The sequence below is a fragment of the Aestuariimicrobium soli genome (genome assembly GCF_051192575.1).
GTDB lineage: Bacteria > Actinomycetota > Actinomycetes > Propionibacteriales > Propionibacteriaceae > Aestuariimicrobium > Aestuariimicrobium soli.
On the sequence record NZ_JBPJSQ010000006.1, the window covers coordinates 321,098 to 346,774 of the forward strand.

General features: G+C 67.7%; 23 protein-coding genes and 2 pseudogenes. 14 read left to right on the forward strand and 11 right to left on the reverse strand.

All coding sequences use genetic code 11. From position 1 onward, the window contains the following. Window positions 1–40 precede the first annotated feature (40 nt). The 5 genes from ACSDQ9_RS08240 to moaC are packed head-to-tail and all read left to right on the forward strand — an operon-like array spanning window position 41 to window position 4,347. Window positions 41–1,447, forward strand: a complete 1,407-nt coding sequence (locus tag ACSDQ9_RS08240; RefSeq protein WP_435145919.1) for an MFS transporter — start codon at window positions 41–43, stop codon at window positions 1,445–1,447. Between the two features lie 8 nt (window positions 1,448–1,455). Then, the gene (locus tag ACSDQ9_RS08245; protein ID WP_435145921.1) at window positions 1,456–1,863 is read left to right on the forward strand and encodes a molybdenum cofactor biosynthesis protein MoaE; all 408 of its coding nucleotides are present in this window, start codon (window positions 1,456–1,458) and stop codon (window positions 1,861–1,863) included. Next, window positions 1,860–2,603 (forward strand): HesA/MoeB/ThiF family protein, encoded by a 744-nt coding sequence (locus ACSDQ9_RS08250; RefSeq protein WP_435145923.1) that lies wholly within the window; start codon window positions 1,860–1,862, stop codon window positions 2,601–2,603. The genes ACSDQ9_RS08245 and ACSDQ9_RS08250 overlap by 4 nt, the downstream gene beginning before the upstream one ends. Then, window positions 2,600–3,844 (forward strand): molybdopterin molybdotransferase MoeA, encoded by a 1,245-nt coding sequence (locus ACSDQ9_RS08255; RefSeq protein WP_435145925.1) that lies wholly within the window; start codon window positions 2,600–2,602, stop codon window positions 3,842–3,844. Before ACSDQ9_RS08250 ends, ACSDQ9_RS08255 begins: the two co-directional genes overlap by 4 nt. Further along, a complete protein-coding gene (gene moaC, locus ACSDQ9_RS08260) occupies window positions 3,841–4,347 on the forward strand; it encodes a cyclic pyranopterin monophosphate synthase MoaC (protein ID WP_435145927.1) in 507 nt (168 codons plus the stop codon). Before ACSDQ9_RS08255 ends, moaC begins: the two co-directional genes overlap by 4 nt. Window positions 4,348–4,545: 198 nt before the next feature. Here moaC and ACSDQ9_RS08265 read toward each other — a convergent pair whose 3' ends face one another. Next, the gene (locus ACSDQ9_RS08265) at window positions 4,546–4,824 is read right to left on the reverse strand and encodes a hypothetical protein (RefSeq protein WP_435145929.1); all 279 of its coding nucleotides are present in this window, start codon (window positions 4,822–4,824) and stop codon (window positions 4,546–4,548) included. A gap of 271 nt (window positions 4,825–5,095) precedes the next feature. On the opposite strand from ACSDQ9_RS08265, the gene ACSDQ9_RS08270 reads away from it, so the two are divergent. Continuing rightward, on the forward strand, window positions 5,096–5,278 hold the full coding sequence (locus ACSDQ9_RS08270) for a hypothetical protein (RefSeq protein ID WP_435145931.1): 183 nt from the start codon (window positions 5,096–5,098) through the stop codon (window positions 5,276–5,278). Between the two features lie 185 nt (window positions 5,279–5,463). Here the strand turns inward: ACSDQ9_RS08270 and ACSDQ9_RS08275 are convergent, their stop codons facing one another. Next, window positions 5,464–5,751 carry a DUF1877 family protein gene (locus ACSDQ9_RS08275; protein ID WP_435145933.1) on the reverse strand — a complete coding sequence of 96 codons (288 nt, stop codon included), beginning with the start codon at window positions 5,749–5,751 and terminating at the stop codon, window positions 5,464–5,466. A 139-nt stretch (window positions 5,752–5,890) separates the two neighbouring features. On the opposite strand from ACSDQ9_RS08275, the gene ACSDQ9_RS08280 reads away from it, so the two are divergent. Then, window positions 5,891–6,151, forward strand: coding sequence for a hypothetical protein (locus tag ACSDQ9_RS08280; protein ID WP_435145935.1), 261 nt, complete (start codon window positions 5,891–5,893; stop codon window positions 6,149–6,151). A 119-nt stretch (window positions 6,152–6,270) separates the two neighbouring features. Here ACSDQ9_RS08280 and ACSDQ9_RS08285 read toward each other — a convergent pair whose 3' ends face one another. Both ACSDQ9_RS08285 and ACSDQ9_RS08290 read right to left on the reverse strand, forming a co-directional pair. Then, on the reverse strand, window positions 6,271–7,110 hold the full coding sequence (locus ACSDQ9_RS08285; protein ID WP_435145937.1) for a hypothetical protein: 840 nt from the start codon (window positions 7,108–7,110) through the stop codon (window positions 6,271–6,273). Next, on the reverse strand, window positions 7,110–7,448 hold the full coding sequence (locus tag ACSDQ9_RS08290; protein WP_435145939.1) for a DUF1877 family protein: 339 nt from the start codon (window positions 7,446–7,448) through the stop codon (window positions 7,110–7,112). The genes ACSDQ9_RS08285 and ACSDQ9_RS08290 overlap by 1 nt, the downstream gene beginning before the upstream one ends. Before the next feature lie 222 nt (window positions 7,449–7,670). Here ACSDQ9_RS08290 and ACSDQ9_RS08295 point away from each other — a divergent pair. After that, window positions 7,671–8,857 (forward strand): annotated as a pseudogene (locus ACSDQ9_RS08295) (transposase). Between the two features lie 427 nt (window positions 8,858–9,284). Here ACSDQ9_RS08295 and ACSDQ9_RS08300 read toward each other — a convergent pair. The 5 genes and pseudogenes from ACSDQ9_RS08300 to ACSDQ9_RS08320 form a co-directional block, all read right to left on the reverse strand. Beyond that, window positions 9,285–9,425, reverse strand: a pseudogene (locus tag ACSDQ9_RS08300) (IS256 family transposase); the annotation flags it as partial. Window positions 9,426–9,567: 142 nt separating this feature from the next. Then, on the reverse strand, window positions 9,568–9,801 hold the full coding sequence (locus ACSDQ9_RS08305; RefSeq protein ID WP_435145941.1) for a CPCC family cysteine-rich protein: 234 nt from the start codon (window positions 9,799–9,801) through the stop codon (window positions 9,568–9,570). 17 nt (window positions 9,802–9,818) lie between these two features. Next, window positions 9,819–14,750: a hypothetical protein gene (locus tag ACSDQ9_RS08310; RefSeq protein ID WP_435145943.1), complete on the reverse strand. Its 4,932-nt coding sequence runs from the start codon at window positions 14,748–14,750 to the stop codon at window positions 9,819–9,821. Then, window positions 14,701–16,281, reverse strand: a complete 1,581-nt coding sequence (locus tag ACSDQ9_RS08315) for a DNRLRE domain-containing protein (protein ID WP_435145945.1) — start codon at window positions 16,279–16,281, stop codon at window positions 14,701–14,703. Before ACSDQ9_RS08315 ends, ACSDQ9_RS08310 begins: the two co-directional genes overlap by 50 nt. A 608-nt stretch (window positions 16,282–16,889) precedes the next feature. After that, window positions 16,890–17,408, reverse strand: a complete 519-nt coding sequence (locus tag ACSDQ9_RS08320) for a MogA/MoaB family molybdenum cofactor biosynthesis protein (RefSeq protein WP_435145947.1) — start codon at window positions 17,406–17,408, stop codon at window positions 16,890–16,892. 75 nt (window positions 17,409–17,483) lie between these two features. Here ACSDQ9_RS08320 and ACSDQ9_RS08325 point away from each other — a divergent pair, with 75 nt between their 5' ends. Genes ACSDQ9_RS08325 through ACSDQ9_RS08350 form a run of 6 tightly spaced genes read left to right on the forward strand, consistent with a single transcriptional unit; the run spans window position 17,484 to window position 24,373 of the window. Then, a complete protein-coding gene (locus ACSDQ9_RS08325; RefSeq protein ID WP_435145949.1) occupies window positions 17,484–17,894 on the forward strand; it encodes a TOBE domain-containing protein in 411 nt (136 codons plus the stop codon). Then, window positions 17,891–18,652 (forward strand): molybdate ABC transporter substrate-binding protein, encoded by a 762-nt coding sequence (gene modA, locus ACSDQ9_RS08330; RefSeq protein ID WP_435145951.1) that lies wholly within the window; start codon window positions 17,891–17,893, stop codon window positions 18,650–18,652. Before ACSDQ9_RS08325 ends, modA begins: the two co-directional genes overlap by 4 nt. A gap of 5 nt (window positions 18,653–18,657) precedes the next feature. Further along, window positions 18,658–19,452 carry an ABC transporter permease gene (locus ACSDQ9_RS08335; protein WP_435145953.1) on the forward strand — a complete coding sequence of 265 codons (795 nt, stop codon included), beginning with the start codon at window positions 18,658–18,660 and terminating at the stop codon, window positions 19,450–19,452. Then, window positions 19,445–20,161, forward strand: a complete 717-nt coding sequence (locus ACSDQ9_RS08340) for a sulfate/molybdate ABC transporter ATP-binding protein (protein ID WP_435145955.1) — start codon at window positions 19,445–19,447, stop codon at window positions 20,159–20,161. The genes ACSDQ9_RS08335 and ACSDQ9_RS08340 overlap by 8 nt, the downstream gene beginning before the upstream one ends. Window positions 20,162–20,170: 9 nt before the next feature. Beyond that, window positions 20,171–22,291, forward strand: coding sequence for a S9 family peptidase (locus ACSDQ9_RS08345; protein ID WP_435145957.1), 2,121 nt, complete (start codon window positions 20,171–20,173; stop codon window positions 22,289–22,291). Between the two features lie 9 nt (window positions 22,292–22,300). Then, window positions 22,301–24,373: a M3 family metallopeptidase gene (locus tag ACSDQ9_RS08350; RefSeq protein ID WP_435145959.1), complete on the forward strand. Its 2,073-nt coding sequence runs from the start codon at window positions 22,301–22,303 to the stop codon at window positions 24,371–24,373. A 15-nt stretch (window positions 24,374–24,388) separates the two neighbouring features. Here the strand turns inward: ACSDQ9_RS08350 and ACSDQ9_RS08355 are convergent, their stop codons facing one another. Next, entirely contained in the window at window positions 24,389–25,111 is a 723-nt protein-coding gene (locus tag ACSDQ9_RS08355) for a glycerophosphodiester phosphodiesterase (protein ID WP_435145961.1), read from the reverse strand. A gap of 37 nt (window positions 25,112–25,148) precedes the next feature. Beyond that, complete coding sequence (locus ACSDQ9_RS08360; RefSeq protein WP_435145963.1) at window positions 25,149–25,367, reverse strand: hypothetical protein; 219 nt, start codon at window positions 25,365–25,367, stop codon at window positions 25,149–25,151. Between the last annotated feature and the right edge of the window lie 310 nt (window positions 25,368–25,677).

The following is a 25,677-nucleotide window of genomic DNA, read 5'->3' on the forward strand; positions in this document are numbered from 1 at the left end:
CCCTCCTCTCCCGCCACCTCTCACAGTCGAGGAACCGACCATGACCACCACCGCACGCACCCGACCCGAGACCCAGGGCGACTGGCTGACCGCCTGGGACCCCGAGGACGAGAAGCTCTGGAACAAGCCACTGGCGTGGCAGACGCTGATCGTCACCACGGTGAGTCTCACCCTGTGCTTCGTCGCCTGGTTCCTGCCCAGCGCGATCATTCCCAAGCTGAACGCGCTCGGGTTCACCTTCACGAAGACCCAGCTGTACTGGCTGGCCTCGATGCCGGGCCTGTCGGCGGGCTTCATGCGCCTGTTCTGGATGGTCCTGCCGCCCAAGATCGGTACCCGCAAGATGGTCGCCGCGACCACGCTGCTGTTGCTGCTGCCCGTGCTCGGCTGGGGCGTCGAGGTGCAGAACGTCGGCCAGACGCCGTACTGGAAGTTCCTCGCATTGAGCTTCCTGGCCGGCATCGGCGGCGGCGCCTTCTCGGGCTTCATGCCGTCGACGTCCTACTTCTTCCCCAAGCGCATGCAGGGCACCGCGCTGGGCCTGCAGGCCGGTATCGGCAACTTCGGCGTCTCGCTGGTGCAGGTACTCACCCCGTGGATGATCGGCTTCTCGATGGTCGGCTTCCTCGGCGCCTCGCAGTCGATGAAGCGCCCCGGCCAGCCGCCGGTCGACGTCTGGTACCAGAACGCGGCCTTCTTCTACGTGCCGCTGATCGTGTGCGTCGCGATCTGGGCGTGGATCGTGCTGCGCTCGGTGCCGGTGAAGGCCAGCATCCGCCAGCAGTTCGACATCTTCGGCAACCAGGACACCTGGTGGATGACGATCCTCTACATCATGACCTTCGGCACCTTCTCGGGCCTGTCGGCGCAGTTCGGCCTGCTCATGAACAACCTCTACGGCATCGGCAACTCCGCCGTCGTCGAGGGCACCGGGGTCGCCGCCCGGGTGCTCATCGAGGGCTACGACGTGCCCGATCCCGTGAAGTTCGTCTTCCTCGGTCCGTTGGTCGGCGCCGGCGCCCGCGTGCTGTTCTCGCCGCTGACCGACCGCATGGGCGGTGCCATCTGGACGCTGATCTCCGGCATCGGGCTTTTCGTGTCGATCCTCGTGACCATCCCCTCCCTCACCCCCGACACCTCGTCGGCGGCTGCCCTGAAGGGTGACTTCAACCTGTTCCTGTTCGGCATGCTCGCGATCTTCCTGTTCGCCGGCATCGGCAACGCGTCGACGTTCAAGCAGATGCCGATGATCTTCGAGCGCCGTCAGGCCGGCGGGGTGATCGGGTGGACGGCCGCGATCGCGGCGTTCGGGCCGTTCCTGTTCGGGGTAGGTTTGACGATCATGTCGGCCACCACCTTCTACATCATCGGAGCCGTGTGGGCCGTCGGGTGCATCGCCATCACGTGGTGGCGCTACGCCCGCAAGAACGCCCCCAAGCCCAGCTGAGGATCACGGTGACCCCGATCTCGGAGCAACCTCTCGACACCGCCGCACTGCTCGCCTCGGTGGACGACCCCGCCGCCGGGGCGGTGGCGACCTTCGCGGGCGTCGTCCGCAACCACGACCACGGACGAGCCGTGACCGCCATCGACTACGTGGCCCACCCCGGCGCGGACGAGGTGATGGCCGCGCTGCTGGCGGAGTTCCGGTCCCGCGAGCGGGTGCACGCGCTGGCCGCCGAACACCGGGTCGGTTCGCTGGTGGTGGGCGACGTGGCGCTGTACGTGGCGGTGGCGACGTCGCACCGGGCACTGGCGTTCGCGACCATCAGCGAGTTCGTGGACGAGGCCAAGGCGCGGCTGCCGATCTGGAAGAAGCAGTACTTCCCCGACGGCACGCACGAGTGGAGCCAGTGCCCGTGACGTCGCAGCTCAGCCCCGAGCAACAGGAGCGCTACGTGCGCAACACCTCGGTCGTCGGTCTCGGCGAGGCCGGTCAGCTGCGACTGCTGGCCTCGTCCGTGCTGGTGATCGGCGCCGGCGGGCTCGGCTCGGCTGCGCTGCCCTACCTGGCGGCCGCCGGCGTCGGGCGGATCGGCATCGTCGACGGCGACGTGGTCGAACTGAAGAACATGCAGCGGCAGGTGCTGCACACCGAGCTCGGCCGCAACAAGGCCGACTCGGCCGCCGAACGGCTGCAGCTGCTCAACCCCGACGTGACGGTCGAGGTCGTCCCCGACTACCTGACCGCCGACGAAGCCCCGGAGTTGTTCCGCGGCTACGACCTGGTGATGGACTGCTGCGACACGTTCGCGGCGAAGTTCCTGATCTCGGACGCCTGCCGGGAGGCGGGGCGTCCGCTGGTGTGGGCCACCGCGGTCGGCATGCAGGGTCAGTGCTCGGTGTTCGGGGTGCCCGACGCCCACGGCGACCGGCTGTGGTTGCGCGACCTGATTCCCGTCGAGCCCGACCCCGACGACTACCCTCGGGCGACCGAGATCGGTGTGCTCGGGGCGATGGTCGGCCAGGTCGGGTCGCTGCAGGCCACCGAGGCGGTCAAGCTGCTCGCGGGTTTCGGGGAGCCCCTGGTCGGCCGGGTGATGGTGCTCGATGCGCTGCGCGGACGCTGGTCTGTGCTGCCGCTGCGGGCGGCCCGCCCATGACTCCACACCCTCCGGCGACGGGCATGCTCACCGTGGAGGAGTACCTCGCCCGGGTGCTCGCCCTGGGTTTCAGACTGGACGACGAGGAGTGCGGCATCGACGACGGCCTCGGCCGGGTGCTGGCCGAGCCCGTGGCCGCACAGGTCGCCGTGCCGCCCTTCGACAACTCGGCGATGGACGGGTTCGCCGTGCGATCGTCCGACCTGGTGGCCGATGCTGCGACGAGCCTGCGGGTGGTCGGCGACATTCCCGCGGGGGCGACCAGTTGGCCGAGGGTCGGCGCCGGTGAGGCGGCGCGGATCATGACCGGCGCCCCGCTGCCGCCGGGGGCAGACGCCGTGGTGCCGGTGGAGCAGACCGACCAGCCTCTGGGCGACGTGCCGCTGCCCGACCGGGTTCTGGTGCGCGAGCCGGTGCGGGCGGGCCAACACGTGCGCCGGGGCGGGGAGGACGTCGCGCCGGGCGAGGTGGTGCTGCCCGCGGGGCTCCGGTGGACGGCGGGAGCGGCCTCGTCGGCGGCCTCGCTGGGGCATGCCCGGGTGCGGCTGGTGCGACGACCCCGGGTGGCGGTGATCGCCACCGGGTCGGAGCTGGCCGCCCCCGGTGCACCGCTGGGCCCGGGTCGGATTCCCGACTCCAACTCGTCGCTGGTCGCCGGGTTGGTGCGGCAGTTCGGCGCGGAGGTGTCGCTGGTCGAGCGGGCGCCCGACGACGCCGACGCCTTCCGTGAGGTGCTGGAGCGCGCGACCGCGACGAGTGACCTGGTGGTCACCACCGGCGGAGTGTCGGTGGGCGCCTTCGAGGTGGTGCGGCAGGTGGTCGAGGGCGAGATCTCGTTCGTGAAGGTGGCCATGCAGCCGGGCAAGCCCCAGGCCAGCGGGCTGCTGACGTCCGCCGACGGACGCCGCGTGCCCCTGCTCGGGCTGCCCGGAAACCCCGTCAGCGTGTTCGTGTCGAGCTGGCTGTTCGTGCGCCCGCTGCTGGCTCGACTGGGCGGCTGGTCGGACGACTGGCCTGCCGTCGCGCTGCCGACCCGGGTGGGCTGGTCGGGCCCGGCCGGACGCCGCCAGTTCCTGCCGGCCCGGATCGTCGAGGGCGGGGTCGAGCCGGTGCATCGGTTGGGGTCGGGTTCGCACCTGGTGGCGTCGCTGGCGCTGGCCGACAGTCTGGCGGTGGTGGACGAGGACGTCACCCGGGTCGAGGCGGGGCACCTCGTCCGCACCCATAGGGTGTCCCCATGAACGAGGGCACCCACGGCAGCGACAAGGCGACGTTCACCCACGTGGACGATCGCGGCCGGGCCCGCATGGTCGATGTCACGCACAAGCAGCCGACGGTGAGGTCTGCGACGGCGGTCGGGTTCGTGCGGACGTCGGCCGCTGTGGTGGCGGCACTGCGTGACGGCACCGTGCCCAAGGGGGACGTGCTCGCGGTGGCGCGGGTGGCTGGCATCGCCGCCGCCAAGCGGGTGCCCGACCTGCTGCCATTGGCCCACGTGATCGGCGTGCACGGCGTCGTCGTCGACCTCGAGGTGACCGACGAGGGGGTCGCCATCGAGGCCACGGTGCGCACTGCCGACCGCACCGGGGTCGAGATGGAAGCCCTGACCGCGGTGACCGTGACCGCCCTCGCCGTGGTCGACATGGTCAAGGGCGTCGACCGGTTCACCGAGATCACCTCGGCCAAAGTGGTCGCGAAGACCGGGGGCAAGTCCGGCGATTGGACCCGCCCGGACGACCGCTGAGGCGGTTGAGGTGTTGGCGCGCGACGACGACCGCATCGCCGCGCTCGCCGAGCGGTGGGGGTTGGGACCGTGGCAGGTACACGGGCCTTTGCAGGAGTACCACGACCCCCGCAACAAAGAAGACTACTGAACCTACCAAGAAGCTGCGCTCATCAGGAAGCGCCTGAGTCAAGGACCGGGGGCACTGAGCGTCGATGCTCAGTAATCGCGAGCCACCCAAACAAGCGTACTGATACCGCCCTTCGGCCCTCGGTCAATCTTGACGACGACGAACGACTCATTATCCACACGGCACTGGTAGTCGTAGGATTCACCGGACTCGGCCAGCACGCACAACTCACCACGCGTCAGTGCCGCGAATCCGGAGTTGGGCACCAACATTTGGGCGTAGGCCGAGCCTCCGCTGTCGCAGTCTGCATCCTGATACTGAAGTTCCGTGGCGGATGTGGCCTGGGCGACGGCCTGGCCGATGTTCATCAACTTCTGCTTGCCCGCCAATGTGCACGTGGGGTCCGCTTGGGAGCAAGCCCCAAGGTAGAGGGATGAGAGAGCCACCAGGAACATGCACGCCAAGGCTGCGGGCTGGACAGGTTTCAGCATGGATCACCGCTCACGCCCAGCACCACTGCCGGGACCTCATCGGAAACGTTGGCCAACGGGCCAGTGAACACACACTAAACAGCCCAACCGCCCAGCACAAGTGACAGCGCCAACAACGCCTGCACACGTCGGCGACGTCACGGCAGCGATGTCGCACCGCCGACCGCACCGGGGGGTTGTCCTGCAAGCGCTGGTCACGGAGCCCGCCGCCACCTCCGCGGTGGTCGACATGGCCAACGCCGTCGACCGGTTCACCGAGATCACCTCGGCCAAAGTGGTCGCGAAGCCCGGAGGCACGTCCGGCGATTGGACCCGCCCGGACGACCACTGAGGCGGTTGAGGTTTTGCCGCTCGACGACGACGGCATCGCCGCGCTCGGCCAGCGGTGGGGGTTGGGAACATCGGCCGACCGACTCGCGGCCGCATCGACAACGTGCTCGTAGTCTGCGCCAGCGCGTCGCCGATGCAGCGCCGCCAGGCCAGCCCACTGTTGGAGCCGTGGGATGGCGCGACGGTCTATTCAATGACGTGAAGACCGCCCAGTTTCTTTGAGGAGGCGTGATGGTAGAGCCGACACAATCCATCCCATTCATCATTGACGAGCTCGGAGACGTAATCCAGACTCCACTCAGAGAACGCTGGATAGAGCTCGCCCCGATTCATCTCCCCCACGTCGACCCCAAGGATGGCAGCGGACACGTCAAACTCGGCCAGGTAGTCGGATGTATCCGTGACCTGGCCGGGATCCAACCATTGCGCTCCACCGTAACCAAACGGGTCGGCCGTGACGTCGATCCCTCCCACCAGCTTGCGAATCTCGGGTCAGGTAGAGGTAGCTCACCGCATCGAACCGCGACAGGAACGCCTCCCGTTGCTGCCCGGTGCGGCCGGGATCGGGGAGGAAGTCCGCCGCCCAGTTGATCGCCGCCTATGGGGGGTTGGATTGGACGACATCGCCGCCGCGGCGAGCGACCCGGGATCAGCCCCGGCTACGGCCCTGCGCCGCAAGCTCGAGGGGGCCATCGATTACCTGGGGCCGGCGCAGGTGGTCGTGCAGGTGGTCACCGATCTGGAGCTCGACACCGCGGCGCTCGACCTGGAGCGGCTGCCGCACGACGACGAGCGCGTAGCGGCGCTCACCGCGCGCTGGGGGTTGGGTACGTCGGCCGAGCGGCTCACGGCGGCATTGAGCCCGCCCTCGTAGTCCAGTCCAGCGCGTCGTCGATCCAGCGATGCCAGGTTCGTGCGACGTCGAGGAGCCAGACCTGACGCCACCAACTGGTCGGTCGTCCTCGTCAGCGACGAAGCGGACGGTACGTGGGATCAGAAGCGCGTAAAGGGCTCGCTGAACACCTTCTCGACTTTGGAGACTTGATGTGTGTTCTTCGTCTGCTCCAGCAGGTCAACCAAAGCATTCTTGGATTGTGTGCGCTGACGACTGAGTGGGACCTTGTCGCTGCTGCTGTCAGGAAAGTACCGCACCAAGAACTCTCGAGTGAGGAGAGGGAAGGGGTCTTGCATGGAAAGGCCCAAAAGTGCCCAGCGCCACTTCTCGACGGTTCCCCTCACTCGTGGCGCATCCAAGCGTCGCGCGACGGCATGGCAGCCCAAGATGGTCGTCGACAACAAGAGACAGTCCTTGATGCTGGGAAGAACATGTGCGATCCACTCGTTCGTCCTGAGTTCGGGCGAGTCCAGGGCAAATCCGTCTGGAAACTTGAACAACGGCACATCAATGACGAAGTCGTGCAGCGTCACCCCTGACCAGTCGAGCCTCCTGAGGGCCTCGGCCACCGCGGTAGCGCCGGGGTGGAGGTTGATCTTGAGGTGGCAGTAACTCCACCGGAGGCGGTCGACGACCATGGACGCGAGAGGGCAAACGGACAAGTTGTCAGCGGCCTCCGCGTGCTCATCTTCCCGGGCACGAAACTCCGGCTCAGTACACAGTACCGCCCTGGTCGGCGACCCCCTCCCAGCCACATTGATCCAATGAGGGGTGCGAGCTTGCACCAACAGGGACTCCAGGCCCGTGACCCCCGGAGCGAGCAGCCGAGAATCACTGCAGATGTTCTCATCGAGATCAGGGCCTGATGCAGCGGTCTCAAGCGCTTGTTGGATCGGAAGCGCGTTCCAGATGGCTGCTGCCGTGACGATGCGTCGCATCAGGCCATCAAATGAATGATCAGGGCCCGATTGTGGGCGGCCCACCGGTAAAAGTCCACGAACGCGAAGCACTCCTCGCTGAAGACCTCCATCACCCTTCGGCGAGTCCAACGGCGCCCATAGGGGAGAATTCCCGCCGATGCTAGTTGCTTGGGATCCGCACCATCGGCAAGGTCCTGCGGATCCAGCTCATGCAGCGCACTGGCAATATTGGCGACCTGTTCGGCTGTCAACAGTTGCCAACCACCCAACCCCAAGATGTCATCGGAGATCTCTTCACCACCGGATACGGCCCACCGCAATGCGCCACCCTTGGGCAATAGGGCCTCGAAAAGCATGAACCCCTCAATCTCAATGGCTCGTCGCGGGAAGGGGACATCGGCATCACCAGGCAGGGAATCCCATCCATCTGGAAGGGCCTCGGGCTCCTCTAGGTCCCCGTCGACAAGCGGCTCTTCGCAGATGACGGTGTATGGGTCGTGGGCGCGTCGCTGGCGGGGTAGGGGTCGAGGTCTTCCGATGATGGAGGTTCCTACGCCAGCCATCCGAAAGACCTCGACGTGCCCGACGCTACCTCCACACGCCCCGACCTGACCACCTTCGCAGGCCTGCACGAGCTCGGGCTGGAGGTGAGTGGCCAGCTCCTCGAGCCCGACCGGGCCGTCCTGGCCTGCCGGGTGGTGGAGCCGGACGACTGGTGCAGGCGCTGCGGCTGCCAGGGCATCCCGCGTGACACCGTGACCAGGCGTCTCGCGCACGCTCCGTTCGGTTGGCGGCCCACCACTTTGCTCATCACGGTGCGCCGCTACCGGTGCGCCGAGTGCAGGCACGTGTGGCGTCAGGGCACCACCGCCGCGGCAGAGCCGAGGGCGAAGATCTCCCGGACGGGGCTGAGGTGGGCACTGGTCGGGATCGTGGTCGATCACCTGTCCATGGCTCGCGTCGCCGAGGGTCTGGGAGTGTCCTGGCACACCGCCAACGACGCGGTCCTGGCCGAGGGCAGGAGGGTCCTGATCAACGACCCGCACCGTCTCGACGGCGTCCATGTACTCGGCGTCGACGAACACTGTTGGCGGCACACACGCAAGGGCGACAAGTTCGTCACAGTCATCATCGACCTGACGCCGGTCCGTGACGGCACCGGGCCGGCGCGGCTGCTGCAGCCACCGCCGAGGAGCTCCCCGACGCGGTGACGGTGATGGACCCCTTCCACGTGATCCAGCTGGCCGGGGAGGCGATGGACGAGGCCCGCCGCCGGGTCCAGCAACAGACCCGCGGACACCGAGGCCGCAAGGGCGACCCGCTCTACTCCGCCCGCCGGACCCTGCACACCGGCGCCGACCTGCTTACCGACAAACAGGTCGCACGCCTCAAGGCCCTCTTCGCCGTCGATGAGCACGTCGCGGTCGAGGCGACCTGGGGCATCTACCAGCGCATGGTCGCCGCCTACCGGCACCCCGACCCCAGCCAGGGACGTGAACAGATGCGGTCAGTGATCGACGCCGTCCGCCAAGGAGTCCCGACCGGCCTTGCCGAACTACGCCGACTCGGCCGCACTCTGTCCCGCCGCGCCGAAGACGTCCTGGCCTACTTCGACCGACCACGATCCAGCAACGGGCCCACCGAAGCGATCAACGGTCGCCTCGAGCACCTACGTGGCTCTGCCCTCGGATTCCGTAACCTCACCAACTACATCGCCCGAGCGCTCCTCGAGGCCGGCGGATTCAGACCCCGACTACACCCTTGAATGCGATGAGCCCGACAAGCTCCGACCACACATCATCCAGCCAATCCACGTCATCCAATGTCTGCTCGACAAACTTGTCCACCTCTGCGCGATTCTTAAATGCCGCGCCCATCCACGTCATTCCCATACATGTTCCCCTCGCCTTGAATTGTGCAGATCTTAGTCTTTTAGCGCATCTTGCTGCTCACGCCTGCCCCACTTCCACCACGGATGGACAATCCACCCGCTCCACCAGCGCGGAAAGTTCCCGCGATCGAATAGACCTTTGGCACCCTTGCCGCCACATACCGCGTCCCACCGCTTCCATCGGGATAGACCGTACCCACACGCGTGATCCGACCGGAGACTCGACCCCTTCGGTCAACCTCGCATTCGTAAACCATGACCTGGCACGGGTGTGTCAGATTTTTTGTGTGAGTGGTGTCGGCTAGTTGAGACCCAGGCGGTCGCCGTAGGTCAGTGCGAGGACGTTCATGATGGCCTGCCAGCCGTTGATCCTGCCCGTGGGGTTGGGCCGGTTGGCCTCCCGCTGTCGGACAGCGAGGTAGAGCACCTTCATGACGGAACTCCTTGGGATACGGCTTCGGCATGACAGACATCCTTCCAGCGAGGACATATCCTCACGGGTCAGGTTTCAACCAAAGTCTGGGCAGCCCCACCATGACGCAGAGCCAAGGGATCGCGACTGATTCTTCCGTTCCGAAGCTACTTCAATTGCGCTCTAGAGGGGTGGGAGGACGAACCAGGCCAATGAACTCCGGATGAGAAGCTCCAGTCTTTTGAAAGTTCAGCCTCGCTTCCACAAGGCTGTAGCCATTTGCACCCAGTGGTGACTCTGGGTTCTGGCTCTGCGCATAATCGTCCTCCCAGTAGCAAACGGGGCAGAGATCAAAGTATCCAATCCTGGTTATTGTGAGATGGCCGCAACATGGGCAAGGGAGCATCTGATTCGCCGATCGATCTATCGAAGTTTCGGACTGTTAACCCATGATGGGCATTTATGTCCTCGGTTTGTGAGGCAAAACATCGTCACCAGCGTTCCGTCTGTCTTCTTAGGACGACCACTGGAGTAATCCACGATGATTGTTACGTAGATAGATTGCCCCGTTGGCACACAGCGCTTGATCAACCACCCGCGACACTGCATTTCGTAGAGCCGACCTCCGAATGATTTTCGATTCGCCCCGCGTACCACTCCTCGATCCGGCCCAAGTCGCTCAAGCAGGTATCTGGCCGTACTTTGGGAAATGCCGTGCTTCGCCTGCAGCTTTCCCAGCGTGGCATTCGAGACGTGAATCCTTTCGCCACTACCGTTCTTCCAAACTCGAGGACAACTATTCCCGACTCTCCCCACGCACCATTGACCGTCGAGGTCTACATGATTGATGGGGTCGTTGGGGTATCCGTAGGTGGTTTCGTTGCCGCCGTGGATGGGGTCGAGGCTGGTGAAGAGGCCGGTGGTGGGGTTGTGGAGGCGTGCTCCCATGAGGGTGTAGCCGTGGAGGGTGGTGGCTCGTTGTTTCGCGCCGAGCCAGCCGTAGCCGATGCCGGTGGTGGAGCCGGGGGTCACGGTCTGGGGGGTGGTGGGTTGGCCGTGTTCGGTGTAGTCGTTCCACCAGTCGAGGCCGGCTGGGGTGCCGGTGGTGGGGGTGGTGGCGTCGGCGGGGAGGGTGATTTGTGAGGTGACGTCACCGCGGGGGCCGGAGACTGCGATGGTCGCGGTGGTGCCGGTGTTGGTGGTGGTGATGGTGAGGCCGAGGTCTCCTGCGATGAGTTCGGCGTAGCGGGTGGTGGTGGTCTGCCCGCTGGTGGTGTCGACACTCCAGGTGGGGTTGTCACTGCTGTCGGTGTAATGCCGCATCAACGTCGACGACACCCCACCGGTGGTGGTGGTTTGGGTGGAACGCCGCAGGCCCGCGTCCAGGGTGAACCCGATGGTGGTGCCTGCTTGGGTGATGGACTGGATGGCGTCGGTGTCGTAGTAGGCCAGACCGGTGTTACCCGCCGTAGCGCCTTGGGGGGTGTCGACGGCGGGAATGCTGGTTTGACGGCCGAGCGGGTCGTAGGTGTAGGTGCCGGTCCCGTTGGCGCCGGTGGTGGGCCGGTCTGCGGTGTCGTAGGCGGGGCTGACACTGCTGGTGACCGTCGTGGGGCGGGTGTTGTTGGCGCTGGTGGCGGTGCCTTGGCTGGTGCGGTTGCCGTTGCGGTCGAAACCATAGGTCCGCAGCGTGCACGGGGTGGCCGCGGTGATGGTCGGATCACCGGTCAAGTCCCGCACCTGTGTCAACCGACCGGCCGGGTCGTAGCTGTAGGAACGGTCCGACGCCGCGACCGCGGCACCCAGGTCACCACTGGTGGCCAGTTGCCCGTCAGGCATCCACTCGTGCACCACCCGGCCCGCCGGATCCGACCGGGACGACCACGCCAACCACGGCTGGTCTGGGGTGATGGTGCCGTCGGCTTGGGTGGCGGGCCCGTTCCAGGTGTGGTCCACCAGTTCACCCGCGGTGTCGTAGGTGCTGCGTTTGATGATTCCGCCGGGCAGTTTCTCGAGGGTGAGGGTGCCTTGGGCGTCGTAGGCGCCGGTGGAGGTCCACGTCTTCCCTGACGTGGTGACGGTGACCTTGGTGGTGAGGCCGCGGCGTTCGGTTTGGCCGAGGGCGTCGGTGCCGTCGTAGGTGTAGACGGTGGTGGTCTGATTCGTGACCACCGTGGCGACCTGCCCGAGAGCATCGTAGGTGGTGTTGGAGTAGTCCGTTTGGCCACCGGAGGTGGTCTCGTAGCGGGTTTCGCGGCCCCACTCGTCGTAGCTGTGGTTGATGGTGCCCCACTGGTTCGACTCCGACGCCACACGCCCGGCAGGGTCGTAGGTGGTGGTCGTGGCTGGCACCGGTGTCGATGACGCCAACCCGGTGGTCACCGTCTGCGAGGTGGTCGGCCGGAACGCGGTGTCGTAGCCGGTGGTGGTGGTCTGGGTCACGGTCCCCGACGTGGTGACCGTGGTGGTGGGCTGCATCGCCCACGTGTAACCCGTCGTCTTCGTCACCGGCACAGTCACCCCCGACGGTTGGGCCTTGGGTCCGACCTGGCAGACCAGGCCCGCGTAGGTGGCGTTCACGCAGCCGCCGGTTCCCGTGCCGGTGTAGTAGAGGGTCTGCCGGGTCCCGGCATCGGTACCCGACGAGAGGGGTTGGCGGTCTTCGATGGTGCGGCCGCGGGCGTCGTAGCGGGTGGTGCGGGTGATGTCGCCGGTGTTGGCTTGTTGGTCGCCGTTCATGTCGGTGGTGACGGTGGTGGGTTGACGCAGTTCCCACCCGGTCTTCACATCTGCCGGGTCGACTTTGGCGTAGCCGTTGATGGTGGCGCCCAGTTTGTACACTTCGGTGCCGTCGCCGTCGATGACGGTGGTCAGGATCCGGGTCACCAACCAGGCCGGTTCGGCGGGGGTGGGGGTTCCCTCGTCGTAGAGGGTGACCGTCTTCACCCGGGTCGACATCCCTTCCGGGTCACCGCCGGGGATGACGGCGCGGCGGATCGGTGACACCGACGCCACCACGTGCGCACCATCAGCGGTGTAGGTGGTGTCGCTGGCGAGCTGCGCCACCGGCCCGTCCAGAAGGTTCCGCTCGGGGTCTGCTTGGTTGGCGCGGATCGCGGCGACGGTGCGGGCATCCCAGGTTTTGATGACGTTGTCGTGGTCGTCGTAGACGGTGGCATCCAACTGCCACTCGCCGGCACCCATGCTGCCGGTGTGGATCGTGTACCCATCATCATCGGTCAGATACAGGCTGGCATAGGGCCAATCATCAGCAGCGATGGCAGCACCAGCCGGCTTGACCCGGTCGGGCCCGAACACCGCAAACCCGCGCGTCGCCACACGCGGAAGGTCGTAGCCGGATCCGGGGCCGAACTGGACCATGTTCAGCCCGGTCACGGTGGACAGATCGGTGATCGGGAGGATCCGGGCGAGCTGCATGGTGCCGGTGAGCGGGGCTGGCTGCGTCCGGGTGACACCCGACACCAGGGCCGGCGCCGTCGCTTGGTACTCGATGGTGTACGGCTTCTCCCCCGGCGGGGTGATCGTGGCGATCTTCCCTGGGGTGGTGTAGGTGTAGGTGGTGGTCAGCCCGGTCAGGGTGTCGGTGGCCTTCCACAGTTGGCCGGTGGCGCCGGTGTAGGTGTAGGAGGCCACCTGCTTGGTGGTGGTGCCGTTCGTGGCGGACACACCCGTCAAACGCCACGGAGCATCCGGCGTCACCGACGAGTAGTCGGTGGCCGAGTACGTGAAGCTCAGGAACCGGCACCCAGCCTGCGGGGCCGCCGTGTCACACGAACCGATCCCCTCAGGCAGCGGGGCAACCATGGCGGTCACCCGACCCAGATTGTCGTACCGGTAGCTGGTGCTCTCCCCCGTCACCGCATCAGCGACGGTGAACGCCGCGAACGTGGCATCCGTGCCAGCAGCAGGGGCAGCGCCCGTGAAAGTGGTGACCACCCCATCGTCGTCAGTGATCGTCACGAACACGGTCCCGGACGAGGTGGTGATTGTCAGGGCGAGCCCGGAAGCGGTGGTGTCGTCGGTGACCGGTTTCCAGGTGCCCGCCTCGAGGGTGGCGGTGGTGCGTCGCTTCCCGCTGGGCGCCGCGAACACCAACACGTCCCCCTCGGCCGATTCGACCACGATCGTGCCGTCCACCCGGGTCGAGTCATACACCTCAGAACCGGACAACCCGGCGGACTCGGCAGCATCAAGCGACGCTGCCCAGCCGGGGCCGAAGATCGCGTTCCTCGGCTCGGCAGGACCGGCGAGGGAGCTGAACGTCCGCGACACCGACAGCCCTGCCCCCGGGGTGTTGAACTCGGCGTCAGTGTCAGAGACCTGCACCTCACCAGTCCACAACGCGATCGACGCCGGACCCGCATCGGTGGTCGGGAAACCCGCACCGTACGCATGCGGGACCCGCACGATGCTCCGCGTCGCGCACTTCGTGCCCGAAACGTAGGTGAAACACACCTTCACCTCCACCGTGCTGGCTGTCCTGGCCGACACCTTCGCCCCGGAGGCGTCTGCGACCCCCACCAACGCCGTGGTGTCGAACAGCCCCGACACCGTCCCAGCAGGCAGGCTGAACGTCAACGAGCTGGTGGCCGACGCCGGCGGAGATGCCCACCCGGAGGTGGCGTCCAGTGCGCCCCCGACCCGCCACTGCACACTCGAACCAGTCGCCGACGCCGGACCCTGCGCCCGCAACGCCACCGTGTCGGTCGTGACCGCATTCTCCGCCGGTGTGGCGAACGCCAACTGACCCAGCCCGAACGTGTGCGTCCGGGTGGCCGATGCGGTACCGATCGGAGAAATCGCATACACACTGATCGAGTGCTGGCCGCTGACATTGGCCACATCCAACGGGAACGAGAACGACGCCGACGAAGTCGGCTGCGTGACCGCCGCCTCAAACCCGACCCCGTCCAGCGTGCCCGCCGCCCACAACGGCGCCGAGGTCGTCGACCCGGTCACCGTGATCGTGCAGCGCACCTTCGACGACGGAACCGTGTCCGTCCACGAACCGTTGCCGTACGGGGCCGGACAGGAGATCGACGGAGTATTCGGCACCGACCCCGCCACCGTGAACTCCCGCGCCGGCGACCAGGCCGAATAGCCGTAGCCATCCCAGGTGCGATACCGCAGCCAGTAGGTCGCGTTGTCGGGAATCGCCGGCATCACACACGTGACACTCGTCCCCCCGGCCACCATCGCCGTGTCGCACGACGACACCGGATTCGTGCCCGACCCCGCCGACGTGAACACCCGGAACTCAGCCCGCACCGTGTTCCCGTCCGGATCATTCGGCACCACCGCCGACGCCGTCGGTGTCTTCGATGTCCACTGCACCCCCCCGATAGTTGGGCCCCGTCAAACCCGGAGTGGCCGGCGACCCGGACACCCGGTTGTACGACACACTCAACAACGGCTGATAGTTGCTGTCGGCCGAATAGAACCGCTTCCACCCATACGGATCGGTCTCATCATCAGCACGCAACATCATCCCCACCTGAGCAGCAGTCGTGGCCGACCACGCCTGCGCCAGACCCGTCAAGTTGTACATCGACACCCGCCCCGCCGGACACGCGGTGGAGGCGCCCTTCGTCTGCGTCGACGTCGCCCGCTTCGACCCCACCGACGGCTGCACCGTCCACCGGGACGCCGTGCTCGACAACCCCGCATCGTAGGCAGACCAGGCCCGCTCCTCACACGACCACGAATGCTTCTCAAACATCGACAACGACGCCGACACAATCGTGCGGCCCTTGAACAGAGTGTTGTCCCAATTGAAATACGTGCGCGCCACCTGCCCCGACCCGTTGTTCCCCAGCTTCAACTCCCCATCAGCCGACTGATCCGTCGTGAAACCCTGCTGCACGAACGTGTCGAACGCCGGCGCACGATAATCACTGGCATACGTGGGATCAATCGTCACCGGGAACCGGCGCTCCGCCCCCGTCAACCACGCCACCGACGCCACCACATCCACCCGCCGAGACGCCTTCCCACCCCGCAACGTCGCCGCCGCCGGCTTGAACACCACCGGCTCCACCACACCCCGATCGCCCACACCACGGTCCCCAACGGCGGGGCCCTTGCCCGCCGACGTGTCCGGCGCATCCCACATCACCGGAGAACCGAACCGACCCACCCGGGCCCCCTTGGCATTGGTCACCACCAACCCGCCCGCAGCATCCACCGACGTCGACACTCCACCATCCGTGGTGACCGTGGTCGGCAACACCACCTGCCCGGCCTTCCCGAACCGGGACACCAGCTCCGCCGCGCCCGCCTTCGACTTCACCACCCACAACAACTCAAACCCGGCCGGCAACACCTCCACGGTCACATCCACACCGGGCACCACCTCGGCGTAGACAGCCGTCGACCCCTCCACCGTCGGCACCGGCAGCTGCACCCCCGGCAACGACAACCCCACACCGCCCTCAACACTCACCACAGCAGCGGCCGGGGTCGTGCCCACCATGACCGCATCCTTCACCGCGTTCGCGCGGAGCCGCCCGTCCGCCCCCCGCACCAAACGCGTGTCAATCCTGCGCCACCCACCCTCGGCGGCAGCGTCCTCAAACTGCACCGGACCGGCCGACACCTCCTGATCCACCACCCCATCAGGACGGACCCACGTCGACCCGAACTCCGTACGTTCCGACAACACCTCCACCCGCTGCCCCGTCGCCCGAGCCGTCACCGTCGCCGACACCCAATCAGGACGCACCAGATCACCCTGCGACGGGGAAGGGGAATCTGCCGGAGACGTCGGATCCGCCACCGCCCGCCCCGTCGGGACCACCGACCACACCAACGCCAACCCCACCACCACAGCAACCAACCGACGCAGAACCACCATCAGAATCTTCATCGATCCACACCCAGCACCACCGCCAGGACTACGCCGGAAACGTTGGCCAACAAGCCAGCGAGCACACACTAAACAGCCCACCCACCCCAGCACAAGAGCCGGCACCAACATTTCCTGCAGAGGAGCGCGTTCGGAATGGATGCGCGGCGGCGCGGCTAGAGTGGCCAGCGCGGAGTCGCCCACTCGTCCGACTGCCACCCGACCCTCAATCTCGCCCGAGAGAAGGGTCGCACCATCCATCTGGGGGTTCACATGTCCTCACCCGCCAGCGCGAGGGAGCGCCGGAGCATCGACGTGGCACTCGTGGTGGCCTCCATCGCTGCCGGTCTCGCAGCGTGGCTACTGGGAGCCAGTTGGGCGTGCGCCACCGACGGCGGAGCAAACGCGTCTGACTGGTGCTTCCCGGCCGCCAAGCCACTCCACTTGGTCGGGCTGGCCGTGGGGTCGGGAGCCTGGGTGGGTGGGCTCATAGCCATGGCGATCAGACGAGGGCAATCACTGACCGTGAGCCGCTCACTGCTGGGGCTCAGCCTGCTGATCTTCATCGCCATCGCGATCGCCTCACAGATCTGACCCTCGGAACGCTGCGAATCGCAGCGCGCGCCCCGTCAGCTGGCGCCGACGGGATCCATCGGATGGTCGCCCCCATCGAGCTGGTCGACCAGATGCACGAGCAGGGGCGACAGCACCGCCAGGGCGTCGCGGGCCCCGCCTCGACTCCCGGGCACGTTGATCACCACCGCGGGCGCGACGCCCTTCCGTCGGACCACCCCGGCGAGGCCTCCCGACAGCCACGACAGGGGGGTCTTGGACGCCCCGGCCGCCCGGATCGCCTCGCCGATCCCCGGAATCTCCACGTCCAACAAGGGCCGGGTCGCCGCCACCGTCACGTCGCGCGGCCCGATCCCGGTGCCACCGGTGGTGATCACCACCCGCACGCCGGCGTCGATGGCCGCCACGACGGCGGCGCGAATCTCGTCCGCCTCATCGGGCACGATCACGGGCTCGCCGACCGCGAACCCGAGCGAGGCCAACCCCTCCCGCAGAATCGGGCCCGACCGGTCTTCATAGACGTGGGCGTGAGCCCGGTCGGAGCAGGTGATCACGCAGGCGCGATGCTGGTTCATGGCCTCATGGTAACGATCGGTGCTTTCCATCACCCCGGTGGATGAACGCGCAGATGCGGCTGATACTTTCCTTTCATGCCGCAGATTCGGATCTCTCAGGTCGCCACCCTGCTCGGCGTGAGCGACGACACCGTGCGTCGGTGGGTCGACCAGGGCCGGCTGAGCGCCCACAAGGACGACGCGAACCGTCTGGTCGTCGAGGGGTCCGCCGCCGCCACCCTCGCGGTTGAACTCGCCGCCGAGGTCGACCACGACGCGCTCGACCCCGGCTCACACCGGCGTTCGGCCCGCAACCATCTGACCGGCATCGTCACCCGCATCGTCAGCGATCCAGTGATGAGTCAGGTGGAGTTGCAGTGCGGCGCGAACCGCGTCGTCTCCCTGATCTCGACCGAGGCCGTGAACGACCTGGGCCTCGAGGTGGGGTCCATCGCCACGGCGGTCATCAAGGCCACCAACGTCTCACTCGAGGGAGCCCCCGCATGACCCACTCCGTGCCCAGCCGTTCGCCGCGCCGGGCCGCGGCCCGAGCCGCGGCACTGGTGCTCGCCGCCGCCCTTGCCCTCGGGCTGCCAGCCTGCAGTTCCCAGCCCGACACGACCACCGTCTTCGCGGCCGCCTCGCTCTCGACGGTCTTCCCCCAGATCGCGGACGAGGCCAAGACCCCGGCGACGTTCAGCTTCGACGGCTCGTCGGGGCTCGTCGACCAGCTGGAGGGCGGCGCGCCGGCCGATGTGCTCGCCACGGCCGACAAGACCACGATGGATCGCGCCGTCAAGGGCGGCCTGGTCGAGACGCCCCGCGAGTTCGCCACCAACCAACTCGCCCTGGTGGTGCCGAAGGGCAACCCGGCGGGTGTCACCGACCTCGCCGATCTCGACGGCAAGAAGCTGGTGATCTGCGCCCCCGAGGTTCCCTGCGGTCGCGCCACCCTGCAGGTCGCCCAGGACCGCTCGATCACCCTCAAGCCTGTCTCGGAGGAACTCAAGGTCACCGACGTCGTCGGCAAGGTGGCCTCCGGTGAGGCCGATGCAGGCGTCGCCTACACCACCGACGCCAACGACGAGGTCGAGGTGATCACCCTGCCCGGCGCCGACAAGCGGGCCACCCATCTCTACATCGCCAGGGTGAAGGGCACCACCAAGGGCTCCGGGGCCGATGCGTTCATCGCCGCGGTCACCGGCGAGACCGGCCGGCGTCTGCTGACCGCCAAGGGCTTCGGCCCGGCAGGCGCGGGCGTCTGACGACGGTGTCCCGAGCCCGCGTCACCGCCCCGCCACCCCGCACCGCCTGGGTGGCATTCTCCCTTGCCGCAGCGCTGATCGGGCTGCCGCTGTTGACCCTGGTGATCCGCGCCCCGTGGGGCAGGCTGCCCACGCTGCTGGGCACCACCGAGGCGCAGCAGGCGCTGGGGCTCAGCCTCGGCACGTGCGTGGTCAGCACGGTGATCGTGGTGCTCCTCGGGGTGCCGACGGCCGTCGTGCTGGCACGGGCCCGCGGGCGATGGGTGGAGGTGGCGCGCACGCTGTTCAGCCTCCCGATGGTGCTGCCGCCGGTCGTCGCAGGCTTGGCCCTGCTCGCCACCTTCGGACGATGGGGGCTGATCGGTCGTCCGCTGTCGCAGGCCGGCATCGAGATCGGGTTCACCACCACCGCCGTGGTCGTCGCCCAGGTCTTCGTCTCGCTGCCGTTCATGATCGGCTCGCTCGAGGGATCGCTGCGATCGAATGCCGGCGACCACGAACTCGTCGCCGCCGGGCTCGGGGCGCATCCCTTGCGGGTACTGCTGACCGTGACCATTCCCATGAGCGCGCCCGCGATCGTGGCCGCCGGTGCGCTCGCCTTCGCCCGCGCCCTGGGCGAGTTCGGCGCCACGCTCACCTTTGCGGGCTCCCTGCCCGGGGTCACCCGCACCCTGCCGCTGGAGATCTATTTGCTCCGTGAGGCCGACCCCGACCTGTCGCTCGCCCTGTCGCTGGTGCTGCTGGCGGTCGCGGCTGTACTGGTGGTCGCGACCTCCCGCTGGGGAGGCATCCGTGGCTGACCCCGTGCACGTGCGCGCCACCCTCGCGGAGCGGGGCCTCGACCTCGACCTCGATCTTCCCGGCGGACGAACCACCGCCGTCATCGGCCCCAACGGTGCGGGCAAGTCGACCCTCGTCCACCTGTTGCACGGCGCCCTGGCCCCGGATGCCGGTGAGATCTCCCTCGGCCCACGTCTGTGGGTGCGCTCCGGTAACGGACGACGCGTCTGGGTGCCCACCCAACGTCGCGGATGCGCCGTCGTCGGGCAGAACGCGAGCCTGTTCCCCCACCTGAGCGTGCTCGACAACGTCGCCTACGGGCCCCGTTCGCACGGGCACTCCCGCGCCCTGGCGCGCCGCCGAGCCGAGGCCGAACTCGACGCGGTGGGGCTCGCTGACCTGGCGGGACGTCGTCCGCGGCAACTGTCGGGCGGGCAGGCAAAACGGGTGGCCATTGCACGCGCCCTCGCGGTCGATCCCCGACTGGTGTTACTGGACGAACCTTTCGCCGGGGTCGACGTCACCACCATTCCCGAACTGCGCGCCCTCCTGGCCAGCCGCCTGGCCTCGAAAACCGCACTGCTGGTCACGCACGAGATCGACGATGTTCGCGCCATGGCCGACCATGTGGTGCACCTGGAATCGGGGCGCGTCGTGAATGAGGGATCACCCGAGACAGTGTTCGACCGGCCGGGCACGAGGTTCCTGCGGGAGTTCGTGGCTGAGTAGGTTGGATCCATGCGTCCCGACCAACTCGACCTGCTGACCACCGTTTCGACTCCCGAGATCCATCCGTCCGGCACCTGGGCACTGGTCTCCACCAGCCGCCCCAGCTTCGAGGTCGACAGCTATGTCGGCCAGCTGTGGCGCGTGCCGCTCAGCGCCGACGGCGACGAGGGCTCGGACCAGCCGCGCCGCATCACCCGCGGACGAGCCGACGCCGGGGCGAAGTTCTCCCCCGATGGGGAGCTGATCGCGTTCCTGCGAGCCGTCGACGGCAAGCCGCAGCTGCACCTGGTGGAGTCGTCCGGTGGTGAACCGGTGGCGATCACCGACCAGAAGTTGGGCGTGCGCGAGTTCTGCTTCTCACCCGACGGTGCGACCATCGCCTTTACCGCCCGGGTGCCCGAGCCGGGCCGCTACGGCACCGACGACGACATCCCCTCCGCGCTGGAAGACCCGCGCCACTTCACGGGCAACAAGCTGCAGATGAACGGGGTCGGCTGGCTGAACGGGCGCCCGCTGCAGGTCTTCACGGTGGCCACCCCCAGCCTCGACGACGAGCCGCGGGTGAAGCCGATCGGGCGGGCCAAGCCGAAGCCGGCCACCGACGAGGACGACCCGCAGGCGTCCTCGCTCGTGCCCCCGGCCACCCGCCTGACCGAGGACGACATCGACTGGACGAACCCCGTGTTCACCCCCGACGGCCAGGCCCTGATTCTGTCGGCGAGCGCCCACGACGGCCGTGAGAACGACCTCGTCGACGACCTCTACCACCTGGCGGTGGAGTCCAAGCAGGTCACTCGGCTCACCAACACGGGCACGATCTCGAAGAAGAACCACCTGCTGGGTGCGAGCAACCCGGTCTTCTCGGCCGACGGCAAGCACCTGTTCTTCATCGGGCAGCCGCTTGGTGAGGATGGTCTCGACTTCGTCGGCCACCACGCCCAGATCTTCGTGATGCCCGCCCCGTCTAGCCGCAAGCCCAAGGCCGGCAAGGTGACCGAGCTCACGCCCGCCAGCTACACCGTGGCGAGCCCTCCTCGTCCGTTCGGCGACGACGGCGTGATCGTCACCGACGACCACCGCGGCTCGGGGCGCATCCTGACGGTCACCGCCAAGGGCGGCGTCGAGGTGCTGTACGACGGCGCCCTCATGGCCGAGGGGGTGGCCGCCGTCGGTGATCCTGCGGGCGAGATCGTGGTCGCCACCGTGGCCGGCCCGCGGACGATGGGTGAGGTCGCCCTCGTCCGTGATGGGAAGGCCCGCGACGGCGAGCTGCGCGTGCTCACCGACTTCTCGGCGGCCCTGCAGCGGGAGACCACGATCGTCGACCCGGTCGAGTTTGAGGCCACCGGCGCCGACGGCTACCCGGTGCATGGCTGGGTGCTGAAGCCCGCCGCGACCGGCAAGGGCCGCGGCAAGCAGAAGACCCCGGTGCTGCTCAACATTCACGGCGGGCCGTACGCGGCCTACCACGAGACCTACTTCGACGAGTTCCAGACCTACCTCGAGGCGGGCTACGCGGTGGTGGCGTGCAACCCGCGCGGAGCCATGGGTTACGGGGCCGAGCACGGGCAGGCCATCAAGGGCGACTTCGGCAACCTCGACATGGCCGACATCCTCACCTTCCTCGACGCCGCCCTCGCCGAGAACCCCGACCTCGACGCCGACCGGGTCGGCATCATGGGCGGCTCCTACGGCGGCTACATGACGGCCTGGATCATCGGACACGACCACCGCTGGGCGGGAGCCATCGTCGAGCGCGGGTTCCTCGACGGCGCGACGTTCGTGGGGTCGTCCGACATCGGATGGTTCTTCGCGGGTCAGTACCAGGGGCACACGGCCGAGGAGATGAACCGCCAGTCGCCGATGTGGCTGACCGACCAGGTCACCACCCCGACCCTCGTGCTGCACTCCGAACTCGACCTGCGCTGCCCGATCGCGCAGGGGCTGAACTACTACGGACGCCTCAAGCAGGCCGGGGTCGACACCGAGATCCTGATCTTCCCCGGCGAGAACCACGAACTGTCCCGCTCGGGCAGCCCGTGGCACCGGCGCCAGCGCTTCGAGAAGATCCTCGAGTTCTGGGCCAAGCACCTGCCGTCCGCCCTCAACACCCCCCAGACCACGAACTGAGAGGCCCTCGTGACCGCACCGAAGAACCCCCTGCTGACCCCGTCGACGCTGCCGTTCCAGCTGCCCGACTACGCCACCCTCACCACCGACCAGTACCGCGAGGGGGTCGAGGTCGGCATGCGCGAGCAACTGGCGGCCCTCGAGCTGATCGCCACCGACGAGTCGCCCGCGACCGTCGAGAACGTGCTCGAGGCCTGGGAGCGCTCCGGCGCCACGCTCGAGCGCAGCATCAACGCGTTCTGGGTCGCCCGCTCGGCCGACACCACGCCCGAGCGCGACGCGCTGATGGCCGAGTTCTCGCCGAAGTTGGCCGCCCACTCCGACACCATCGCGCTCGATGCCCGCCTGCACCGACGCCTGCAGGCCCTGCGTCAGCGGGCCGATGCCGGTGAGGTCACGCTCGACGAGCAGGCCGACTGGCTGCTCACCGAACGCCTGCGCGACTACGACCGCAACGGCATCGGGCTGCCCGCCGACCAGCAGGGCCGGCTCAAGGACCTCAACTCCGAGCTGGCCGGCCTGTCGACCACCTTCGACACGCTGCTCACCGCCGGACGCAACGCCGCCGCAGTGCACGTCACCAACGCGGACGAGCTGGCCGGTCTCGCCGCCGACGAGGTGCAGGCCCTGGCCGAGAACGCCGCCGCCCGCGGACTCGACGGCTGGCTGATCCCGATCGTCAACACCTCGGGACAGCCGGTGCTCGACTCGCTCGAGAACCGCGACCTGCGGCGCCGGGTGTACGAGGCATCGGTCGGGCGCAACCTGTCCGGCGATCACGACTCCCGCGAGACGCTCGTGCGCATCGCCCGCCTGCGGGCCGAGCGGGCCGTGCTGCTGGGCAAGCCGAACCACGCCGCGTGGGCGCACGAGATCACCTGCGCGGGCTCGACCGAGGCCGTCAACGACATCCTCGGACGACTCACCCCCGGCGTGGTGGCGCTCGTCGAGAAGGAGGCAGCGATCTTGCAGGCCCGCCTGCACGAGGACGATCCCGCCGCCACCCTGGAGCCGTGGGACTGGCAGTTCTACGCCACCCGGGAGGCGGCATCGTCCGCATTCGACACCGACCAACTCAAGCCCTACCTGGAGTTCGAGCGGGTGCTGGTCGAGGGCGTGTTCGCGGCGGCGACGGCGCTGTACGGGATCACGTTCGTCGAGCACCCCGAGCTGGTGGGCTACACCGATCAGGCGCGGGTGTTCGAGGTGCTGGAGGCCGACGGGTCCCGGCTCGGCGCGGTGGTGATCGACCCGTACACGCGGCCCACCAAGCAGGGCGGCGCGTGGATGACCTCGATCGTCGACCAGTCGGAGCTGCTCGGCGACCTGCCGGTGGTGACCAACACGTGCAACGTGCCGCCGCCGGCGCAGGGCTCGCCGAGCCTGATGAGCTGGGACAACGTGATCACGCTCTTCCACGAGTTCGGTCACGACCTGCACGGGCTACTGTCGGACGTGCGCTACCCATCGCGGTCGGGCACCAACGTGCCGCGTGACTTCGTGGAGTTCCCCAGCCAGGTCAACGAGATCTGGGCGTGGGAGCCCTCGCTGATCGCCCGCTACGCGCGCCACCACGAGACCGGCGAACCGGTGCCGGCGGAGTGGATCGAGGCCTTGGTGGCGAACCGGCAGGAGTCGGGTCGTGACACCTTCGAGCTGCTCGCCGCGATGCTGCTCGACCAGGCGTGGCACCAGGCTTGCGCGGACGAGCTGCCGGAGTCCGGTGAGGGGGTCGAGGCCTTCGAGCGGGCCGCGTTGGAGCGGGCCGGCGCCCTCTCGCCGCTGGTGCCGCCGCGCTACCGCTCGTCCTACTTCAGTCACATCTTCGCCAGCGGGTACGCGGCGGGCTACTACTCGTACCTGTGGAGCGAGGTCATGGACGCCGACACCGTCGCCTGGTTCCGCGAGCAGGGCGATGCCGACAACCCCGGCGGCATGACCCGGGAGGCGGGCGAGCGGTTCCGCCGCGAGCTGCTCGGCCGCGGCGGGTCGATCGACGCGAAGGAGTCGTACCGCCGCTTCCGGGGTCGTGATCCCGAGGTCGGGCCGCTGCTGGCGCGGTTGGGGCTCGGCGAGGCCTGAGCTTCGGGCGGGGGCTCAGCCGCGCAGGGCGACCGCCACGTCGGGGTGGTTGGTGATGAGGGCGTCGACCTGGTCGCGCATCATCATCGCCATCTCGCCGGACTCGTTGACCGTCCAGACATTCACCTGCAGGCCGGCGGCGTGCGCCTGGGGAACGTAGTCGGCGTTGTGCACGACCAATTGGTAGTGCGGGTGCAGGGCCTTCGCTCCCAGACCGGCGGCGTAGGTCCACGGCTCGACCAGCATGTCCTGGTGCAGCACGCCGACGGGCACCGGCGTACCGGCGGCGATGACGTCGCGCACCGAGTAGTGATTGAACGAGGAGTAGATCACCTGACCGGCCAGGTTGAGGCTGGTCACCAGGGCATCGAGCTTCGCGGGCAGTTCGGCGTAGGGCTCGATGTTGTTCTTCAGTTCGACGTTGACGACCTTGTCGGTGCCGATGACGAGTTCGAGCACCTCGCGCAGGGTGGGAATGGTGCAGTTCGCGTAACCATCGCGGCCCGCCGAGAAGTCCATCGCCTTGAGTTCCTCGAGGGTGAGGTCGACGACTCGTCCCTCACCCTTGGCGGTGCGGTCGACGGTCTCGTCATGAATGACGACGATCTCGCCGTCCTTGCTGAGGTGCACGTCGAGCTCGAAGCCGTCCGCTCCTTGCTCGAGGGCCAGTTCGAAGGCCGGAAGGGTGTTCTCGGGGGCGTAGGCGCTGGCGCCACGGTGGGCGAGGATCTTCGTCATGCCCCCGACGCTACCGAGCCTCGGGGCCGTGGAGGCCTCAGCCCGGGAAGGAGCGCTGCTGCGGTTGGTGCATCGTGGAGGTGTGGCCCTCCCGAGGCAACTGCTGCGGATCGACCACGGTGTTCGGGTCGCCGTAGGTCAGCGGCTGGTCCTTGCGGTTGACCAACCACACGACCAGGGCCACGACGCCGATGAGCACCGCCAACCCCACCAGTGCCACGAGCAGGAGCACCACGATTCCCACGACTGAACTCATCTCGACTCCTTCGTCCCCCACCCATCGTGGGCTGACTCCATCGTAGGCATCCGGCGGGTCGCTTCTCGCCTCCCGCGGGCGGGTTGTGGAGGTGTTGGGGTCTCGACACGGTCGCAGGCGACCTACTCGACCGACGAAACCCAGGAATCGATGATCGAGTAGAAGCGAGGAACGAGCGACGTGCCGGGATCACAACCGACCCAACGAGGAGGTGGAGCAATGTGATTCATCCCACATTTCCCGCGCCAAACCGGCTCTCGTCAGGGGTTTCATACTGAACGGCCATTCACCACCCACCACCGGCCGGAGC